The organism is uncultured Gimesia sp., from assembly GCF_963972345.1.
Lineage (GTDB): Bacteria > Planctomycetota > Planctomycetia > Planctomycetales > Planctomycetaceae > Gimesia.
Genome location: NZ_CAXAVM010000267.1, coordinates 1 through 8,001 on the forward strand (window position 1 = coordinate 1; position 8,001 = coordinate 8,001).

The 8,001-nt window shown below is 50.0% G+C and carries 10 protein-coding genes; 4 read left to right on the forward strand and 6 right to left on the reverse strand.

Annotated features, from left to right (window positions below; translation table 11 throughout):
• On the forward strand, window positions 1–307 hold a 307-nt coding region (locus AACZ40_RS26915), incomplete at its 5' end, for a hypothetical protein (protein WP_339676652.1).
• 268 nt (window positions 308–575) lie between these two features.
• Window positions 576–1,205, forward strand: coding sequence for a peptidylprolyl isomerase (locus AACZ40_RS26920; protein WP_291168755.1), 630 nt, complete (start codon window positions 576–578; stop codon window positions 1,203–1,205).
• A 77-nt stretch (window positions 1,206–1,282) separates the two neighbouring features.
• Here the strand turns inward: AACZ40_RS26920 and AACZ40_RS26925 are convergent, their stop codons facing one another.
• Window positions 1,283–1,714, reverse strand: a complete 432-nt coding sequence (locus AACZ40_RS26925) for a GNAT family N-acetyltransferase (protein ID WP_291168753.1) — start codon at window positions 1,712–1,714, stop codon at window positions 1,283–1,285.
• Between the two features lie 390 nt (window positions 1,715–2,104).
• On the opposite strand from AACZ40_RS26925, the gene AACZ40_RS26930 reads away from it, so the two are divergent.
• A complete protein-coding gene (locus tag AACZ40_RS26930) occupies window positions 2,105–2,461 on the forward strand; it encodes an FKBP-type peptidyl-prolyl cis-trans isomerase (protein WP_291168751.1) in 357 nt (118 codons plus the stop codon).
• A 153-nt stretch (window positions 2,462–2,614) separates the two neighbouring features.
• Complete coding sequence (locus AACZ40_RS26935) at window positions 2,615–3,157, forward strand: inorganic diphosphatase (RefSeq protein ID WP_002647797.1); 543 nt, start codon at window positions 2,615–2,617, stop codon at window positions 3,155–3,157.
• Window positions 3,158–3,249: 92 nt separating this feature from the next.
• Here the strand turns inward: AACZ40_RS26935 and AACZ40_RS26940 are convergent, their stop codons facing one another.
• The 5 genes from AACZ40_RS26940 to AACZ40_RS26960 all read right to left on the reverse strand — a co-directional run.
• Window positions 3,250–4,461, reverse strand: a complete 1,212-nt coding sequence (locus AACZ40_RS26940; RefSeq protein ID WP_291168749.1) for a PDZ domain-containing protein — start codon at window positions 4,459–4,461, stop codon at window positions 3,250–3,252.
• A 149-nt stretch (window positions 4,462–4,610) separates the two neighbouring features.
• The gene (locus tag AACZ40_RS26945; RefSeq protein WP_291168748.1) at window positions 4,611–5,273 is read right to left on the reverse strand and encodes a hypothetical protein; all 663 of its coding nucleotides are present in this window, start codon (window positions 5,271–5,273) and stop codon (window positions 4,611–4,613) included.
• Window positions 5,260–5,790, reverse strand: coding sequence for a sigma-70 family RNA polymerase sigma factor (locus AACZ40_RS26950; protein WP_291168746.1), 531 nt, complete (start codon window positions 5,788–5,790; stop codon window positions 5,260–5,262). The genes AACZ40_RS26945 and AACZ40_RS26950 overlap by 14 nt, the downstream gene beginning before the upstream one ends.
• 399 nt (window positions 5,791–6,189) lie before the next feature.
• Window positions 6,190–6,987: an NIPSNAP family protein gene (locus tag AACZ40_RS26955; protein ID WP_291168744.1), complete on the reverse strand. Its 798-nt coding sequence runs from the start codon at window positions 6,985–6,987 to the stop codon at window positions 6,190–6,192.
• 63 nt (window positions 6,988–7,050) lie between these two features.
• On the reverse strand, window positions 7,051–8,001 hold a 951-nt coding region (locus AACZ40_RS26960), incomplete at its 5' end, for a CocE/NonD family hydrolase (protein WP_339676657.1).

Here is an 8,001-nt window from a genome sequence, read left to right on the forward strand (position 1 = left end):
GCAAGGTCAGCAAGGCCAACAGGGTGGCGGTCTGGGAACCACAACCATTCAGCAGCCAGTGGTCGAGCAGGTGACTGTGACAACCACAGTCAGTGTGCCCGACGGTGGTACTGTCCTCCTGGGTGGAGTCAAACGACTCAGCGAAGGTCGCAGCATGGCCGGTGTTCCGATTCTGAACAAACTGCCGTATGTCAGCCGTCTGTTCAAGAATACCGGGGTCGGTCGTGAAACGGAAAGTTTAATGATGATGGTCACTCCCCGAATCATCATCCAGGAAGAAGAAGAGGAAGCTCTCCTCGGATATTAAGAAAAACGGAGTTGTCCCCATCGTGGGCAACTCCCAGAAGTTGCAGATCGCGGGATCTGCAGAGGGGCTGATCGTCAGCAGCCCCGGGCTCTGGCCGTCGCGAATTCTCCCCCCCTGATTCGCGGCGGCTTTTTTTATTCTTACGGCTGCCGATTCACGCTGCTGTTCAGGCAGAGCCTCTGAATCGACCTTGTGATAAAAACCTGATTTCAACTAAACTTTCGCCGATATAAATTTTCATTGAGTGTTTTTAGAAGGAATGAAAAACGTGATATCAAGAAAGCATTTCCTGGTAGTTGCAGCGACACTGTTCTCATCTGTCTGGATGGGAAATCAAAGCCTGCTTCAGGCACAGGCACCGGAAACCTATCGTGTCAAACTGGAAACCACGCGGGGTACTTTTCATATTGATGTGACCCGCAGCTGGTCTCCCAACGGGGCAGATCAGTTTTACAAACTGGTTCAATCCGGATTTTACAATGACTGTGCTTTTTTTCGCGTCATTGATGGCTTCATGGCGCAGTTTGGTATTAACGGCGATCCCGAAATACAGAAAAAGTGGCGAGACCGGACGATCCAGGATGACCCGGTCGTCAAACCCAATCTCAAGGGGTACGTCTCGTTTGCCAAGACGGGGGCGCCGCATTCAAGATCGACACAAATCTTCATTAACTATGATGATAATCGCCGGCTCGACAGCTATGGATTTGCCCCGTTCGGATTCGTATCTCAAGCCGACATGAAAATTGTGGAGGCGCTGTATGCCGGCTATGGTGAAGCTTCTCCAGCAGGCCGCGGACCAACACAGGCAAGATTGCAATACGAGGGGAATCACTATCTGAAACGGGAGTTTCCCCGCCTGGATTACATTACCAAAGCGACTGTTGTCGACAGGTGAAATACCTGCTGACCTGTAAAAAAACAATTTCAGAATGCCGTTGATATTTGCTTGAACGATTCCTGTTGCACTGGCATTCAGTCATTGAGATGGGGTTGAATAAAGAGCGCCTTTTTTTCCCCGGGCAAGGTGAAGTCAAAGCCACAGTTTTGAAAAAAGACGTCCGAGGATGTTACCACCATCACTTCCAGAATGTTTCTCTCACGCGCCCGATCGACACAGACGGAGACCAGTTTTTTACCGACACCAATCCCCTGCCGATGATCGGCGACCACCAGACTGCGGATTTCTGCCAGTTTTCTGGAATAGATCTCCAGGGAAGCAAATCCGACGATTTCCTCGTTTTCTTCAACCTGTTCCACCGCGACAAAGCCGGTTTCCACTAATACATTCAATTCTTCTGCTGTGCGAGGTAAGATCTTTTCCTGTTCCACAAAGGGGACGATAAATTCAGCCAGTTTGCTGATATCCTCATGTTTTGCAGTTCGGATGTGGATATTCTCAATCATTTAAGCAGAGCTTTGTTATATAAGTAAAATTTGATTTGTGCACACTCGTTGTGAAGTGTGAACATCGCAGTTCATCATAAACCGGAGTGACGACTCTTTTTCTGAAGTCGGGAAAAGGCAGACACTCTGGAGATGCAACTCGAAGGCCTATTAGTTATGGTATCGTTTTAGACCATTACTGATGTCACGGCCGCAGTATAATTGATTGCCGGTAGATAAGGTAATGAGTCTATGAAAAAATCTCAGTTTTTAGTTTTATGTGGCTTATTCTGTCTCACTGTTGCTGGTTGCAAAGGTTACTTTCAACAGCAGGAAGAGACTGGTTCGGTATCGGTCAGTTCCGATCCCCGGGCACACAGAAGATCCAAATCAGAAGAAATGGAAGTTTACGTGAGTGACGAAACAACGCCAGGTTACTTGTCTACAGCAAGTGGCTTGAAATACAAAATTGTTCGCGAAGGCAGCGATGTAAAACCAGGACCGACTGATCAAGTGACCGTACATTACCGCGGCACTCTGGAAGACGGTACTGAATTCGACAGCTCTTACAGTCGCGGTCAGACAATTTCGTTTCCGTTGAATGGTGTGATCCCGGGATGGACAGAAGGTCTGCAGTTGATCGGTGAAGGGGGAGAAGTCGAACTGATTATTCCTTCCGAACTGGGATACGGTGCCCGGGGAATGCCACCAGTCATTCCGGGCGGGGCGACATTACACTTCCGGGTTGAACTGTTTAAAGTAAATTAACCTGTATCCAGATTTACTGCTGCGTCTCCGGGGCTATCTGGGCAGATTATGATAGAATGAGACGCGCTGGTTAAATGAGATACGTTCCAGTTGATAACGCGCACCATCAACTGATCTTTTTGCAATCTATCGAAACAATTCAGGAGAGAAACAGTGACCCACTGTTGGCATGATGTGACTCCGGGGCAGAACCTGCCTCGCGATTTCACCGCCGTGATTGAAATTCCGACCTTTTCCAAAGTGAAGTATGAGTTGGATAAAACAACGGGACTGCTCAGGCTGGACCGCATGCTTTATTCTGCAGTCCATTATCCCGCCAACTATGGATTTATTCCCCAGACGCTGGCTGAAGATGATGATCCACTGGACGTACTGGTACTCTGTCAGGAACCCGTTGATCCCCTGACGATTCTGGATGCCCGGGCCATCGGCGTGATGACCATGATTGACAGCGGTAAGCCGGACCATAAGATCCTCGCCGTTGCTGTCAATGATCCGGAATATAACCCCTTTACAGAAGCGTCTGAACTGCCTCCGCATCGGCTGGCCATGCTCAGACGGTTTTTCCAGGATTACAAAATGCTGGAAGGCAAGACGGTCGAAGTCGAAGAATTTCAGTCTGCTTCTGCTGCCTTTCCCATCATTGAAGATTCGTTACAGCGCTACAGCAGTCAGCGACGTCGCGGCTTTCTATAAGAAGTCAGCCACGTCTCCAATCATGCAAATAAAAAAGCAGCTGTTCCTGATTCAGAAACAGCTGCTTTTTCTATGGCTTATGTTAAGTGCGCTTAAATCGGGTTATCCGCATGTATCTGGATGGTCGGTATTCGAACGCGATGCAGGGCTGCGCGAATCTGTTCCTGAATCGCAGGCGTCAGCTGTTTGAGTTCGGATGTGAAAATCTGGTTGCCGAGTATCTGGTTGACGTTCAAGGTAGGACGATTACCCAGATGATGATCGAGTTCTACCATGCGGACGGATCGTTCTTTTGTGGTTCGACTGAGAAAGACACGCGTGAATCGGTTTTTACCCTGCATATGTGGTTTGATCTGCAGTCGAAAACTGGCTTTCCCCTGTAACGCGATTTTCAGTTCTTTGAGTCGCTCACTGATCATTGTCTGGACATGACCGGGCATATCGATCGTCTGTTCGGTAATTTCCTCGATACTGCCTGTGAAGCGATGCGTCTGCAGGGTATCGGTTTCGTCCTGGTAACTGATCTCTACGGAATAACCATCTTTCACACTGCCGACAAACAACAGACTGAGGTTATGCGTGGTCGTCACAGGAGCATGGCTGAAGCCGATCGGCAGTTCGCGGCCTTTCGTTTCTTTTTCGCCAGACCGAGAGGCAATAATGCCATCCTGTTTCGAGGGCGTTTCAGGGGCGGGAGCGGCGGGATTCTCCGGTTGTTTTGCCGGGGAATCCTGTCCCATCGGTTTGACGGTGAATTTATAATTTCGATACAGTTTCTGCGTCAAAGTTACTTCGATTGTCTGTTGTCGGGACGCACGGATGACACCCAGTTCGACCTTACTCCCTTTTTCTGAATCCAGTACGAATTTACGCAGTATATCAGAGGAAGTAATTGTTTTGCCGTTGAACGTCGTGAGGACGTCGAACATCTTGAGCCCGGCTTTCTGAGCGGGAGAATCCGGCAGAACCAGCTTGATGCTGACTCCCTGACCTTCTTTCATGAGATCATTCAACTGAGCAGCCAGTGCCGCTTGAACGGGTTCCGTGACGATCCCTACAAAATTTCGCAGGTGCGCTTCGCCGGTGGGGCTGCTGGTGACTTGAAAACGGGCTTTTGCGCCCTGGGCAGATGTCTGATCAGACTCCGCCGGCATTGCCTGTTTCGCAGACTCTGATTCGTTTTGTTTGACATTTGCCTGGTCTGGTCTTTTCGCCGATACCGGCTGGTCATCCGCGAAAGCTGTTTGACCGGCCAGCAGTGACAAAATGAGACCGCTCATTAAGAACCGTCGACATTGTTTCATTGTACTGCCTTGAAATGTTGCAAGAAAGACCGCCGCTCCCTTACCTGGTAACGTGACGCTTACGTTCAGGATCGATCCTTCAAGTGGCCCGATAGCATGATTCCTGCTTACCCGCTTGTTTGTAATATTCGTTTCGCAGCGAACGGTCATTACTGTCCGTTCCCGCCGCTCTCGTCTCCGATCAGAGACAGTCCCCCTTTATCCACGGGGACAAAATCAATCGTTAATTCCGGCATCGACATTTTCACGTTGGAACCCGTTTGGGGATTCTCCACCGTAATGTTCGTCCATGAGAGTTCTGTTCGCTGTTCAACAGGTCCCAGTTCCGTATTATAAAGTGTAATATCAATTGATTCTTTGACATTTTTGTCGACTTTGGGAGTCAAATCCATCGGGCTGTTGCCATGATCAACAACAACCAGCGTATTGGAATCCAGTTCTTCGGACTCATCAGTCTCCCCCCTGGCGGGCGGCGCGGTGTCATTGGCGGGACTGACCGGTACGACTCGATCAACGATCGCTGGATTTTCTTCAGGTAGAAACTGCAGCAGTCCCATTCCCAGTGCGAGACAGGCACAGACAGCAGACGTCAACAGACCGATTTTGAAGGCGCGATGTCGCCGGGACGTAAACGGATCAGCGTTGACGTTTCCCACCGGCTGTCTCTGCAGAAGTCGTTTTTCAAACTCTTCATCGGAGACATCGGAAAGTTCCTGGAGCTCGGGAGGCATCTCCTGCTGAAAATATTCGCGCAGAACACTCTCCAGCTCATCGTCATTCTCGAGCATTCCTGAAGTGTCATACGGTTTCATGATCTATCCCCACTTTTTCCAACTCTTCACACAGACGCTTTCTCGAGCGAGAAAGCCTCATATCAATAGCAGACGTTGATGTATTGAGCGCTATTGACATTCGTTTTGATGACCATCCTAGTGCATAACGAAGTACGAGAACCTCCCGGTCCTCGGCTCGAAGTTGTTGAAGTGCTTGCCGGATTTGGCCGTTTCGCTCTTCCTTTTCCAGAGCCTCCGATGGCTCTGAACTTTTACCTACAATACTGTCTAAATAATCTGCAGGCCTCGCTGCATGATTCTGCCGACGGGCATAATCGCGCAGCCAGTTTTGAGCAACAGTCAAAACCCAGGCCCGGATATTTCGAATTGACTCTATTTCTTGTGATTGTAAACGTACGAACGCTTCCTGGAGTGCGTCATATGCACGATCCGAGTCAGAGCATTGAGCATATAATAAGGCCCAAATTTCTCGACCGTCTCGCAAATATACCGCCTCAATCTCTGCCGACCACCGATTGGCCTGCTTATCAGGCATGCAAATTCCAATACGTTAGAAGAGGGAAATCTAAGTTCATTGGAGAGTGTTAACTGCTGATTTCATACCAGACAGCTTAAAAAACACTCGCTAACTCACATGCACTAGAATAGACGGTATCCCACTCAGAATCTAACCTCCATTCAGCATATTTCGGGTTTCACGACAGATTCCAACCCACCCTGCCCCCACTGTTTAACATCACAGTTGAGGGGCGGTAAGAGGGGGCAGGCTGTATCTTGTTAAATAGTAATTGTTTATGGAAACAGTATGACTGTAGAGAATAACAGGTCGCTGACAGTCAGGTATCTCGCTGAAGTTCTGGAAAAGGAAGTGAGAATCACCGAATGTCAGTTGGTATCTGATAGAATACACCAGCCAATCCTGATGTGTTTTCCGCTACTGAATCGCCGAGTAAGGGAGCGGCTCCAGATACCAGTTTGTGATTTTCGAGACGGTCCCTTTATATTTGTCCATGGTTTTCATTTTCTCCCATTTCGGATGCGCGCGAAATCCATCCCAGTGTTTCTCATGCGCCGCACGGCTGGGGGCGGACAACATATAAGTCAGGTTGGGAACATCGCCGCCGATGAGCATCTCTCCAAAGAACACGGGCGCGAGTTGCACGTCTTCCATGATTTCAATTTCACCGGAGTTGAACATGTCGACTTTCAGTTTCGCCAGCTTTTCATTGTGGCTCTCGTAGGTCCGCAGTTCGAATACATGGGGACCTTTGCCTTCCGGTGTTTTTAATTGAGGCATTCCTTTGAAGGCTTTCATCAGTCGGCTCTCAATCCGCGTGAAAGCGGGAGACTCTTTTGGAAAAGAGAAGTACTCGGCGGCTGCCTGGTGATATTTCTCGTCGGTTTCCAGAACATCATTCAACGAGGAAAACTGCTCCAGTGAATTGAAGGGGATCAACACGTACAGTGAGTGATCATCTTCGACGTCGATCTGTTTGAACACACCGACCTGGGTGATCCCGGCCCGCTTCAGAGCCGGCAGTAAAGCCTGCTCCAGGTAATTACTGATAATCGCCTGTTTGTCGGCTGAAGGAGTACGATAGATCCGCAGTTCGTAAAACTGCTGTTTCGGTTTTGAGTCAGCAGACTGCACACGCTGCGTGACCCCCAGCGCGACGGCGGCACCCATGGTGCCTGCCAGAAACTGTCGTCGGTCGGTTTTATTCTGATTCATGGTAATCCTCTTTTCATTGAAACAATTGCAACAGTCAGGTACGCAAACGGACTCCCGCCAGATTCACTTTTTAACGGGCGCCAGAATACGTGATGCGTTTTGCGGGCTGTGATGAATTTTGTTTTTCGCCACGACCACTTTTTCAGGAAATTCAATCGTGATCGGCTCACCGGTATTCGGATTGGGTTCATAGAAAGGCGCCCCCGTCGAAGCCACCGTCACGCGAATGCGATGCCCTTTGTTGAACACCTGGCTCAACCAGCCGACATTGAAGGGGACTTTGTAAACTTCTCCCGGTTCCATGAAAACCTGCTGTTCATAACCATCCCGATAGCGGGCCCGGCGGATCATATCGATGATGAGAATGGATCGCCCGTCTGGATACACGTCCGAAACGCGCACGATGAAATCGGTATCTTTCGCCGAGGAAGAGACCAGCAGTTCCGCTTTGACATTGCCGGTCCATTCAACCGGTTCTGTTAAAGGATCGGTGGTGAAGGTGAGCACGTTTTCCTGTTCTTCAACCTGGCGGGCATCGCGGGCACCGGGGAAGCCGCGCGCTTCAATCTTCGCAGGGTTCAGCGGGTCGGCTGTCAGTTGGGTAAACGCCTCTGATCCTGCTGGTTTCGTTATCGCCAGCTTGCCCGCTGGTTGCAGGTAATATGGTGTTTCCACGGTCTTGACGGGCCAGTCTGCAACGGCCCGCCATTCATTGCCCGGCGCACCCGGTTCGCCGACCGCGCCCATCGCGTAATAACGGACGTTGGGATCTTTCTCGATGCCGTTGTCGACCCCTTTGAGGTAATGATCAAACCAGCGGATCATCTCCGTCATCATGTCAAAGTTGGCATTCTCCGGGTATTCCATCTCGCCGACTTTGTTGACCTTGTTGAAGCGACCATGCAGCCAGGGGCCGATATACAGCTTCTGCTGCCCCCGCGAGTTCGGTCCCCCTTTGTGCTGGCGACCGATGAAGCTCTGAATCGAACCGACGCACATAAAGTCGTACCAGCT

What these genes read in the sequence shown, in the direction of transcription:
- AACZ40_RS26945 (WP_291168748.1), bottom strand. Translation starts at nt 5,273, where the DNA reads ATGAAACCGTATGACACTTCAGGAATGCTCGAGAATGACGATGAGCTG.
- AACZ40_RS26950 (WP_291168746.1), bottom strand. Translation starts at nt 5,790, where the DNA reads ATGCCTGATAAGCAGGCCAATCGGTGGTCGGCAGAGATTGAGGCGGTA.
- AACZ40_RS26940 (WP_291168749.1), bottom strand. Translation starts at nt 4,461, where the DNA reads ATGAAACAATGTCGACGGTTCTTAATGAGCGGTCTCATTTTGTCACTG.
- AACZ40_RS26955 (WP_291168744.1), bottom strand. Translation starts at nt 6,987, where the DNA reads ATGAATCAGAATAAAACCGACCGACGACAGTTTCTGGCAGGCACCATG.
- AACZ40_RS26925 (WP_291168753.1), bottom strand. Translation starts at nt 1,714, where the DNA reads ATGATTGAGAATATCCACATCCGAACTGCAAAACATGAGGATATCAGC.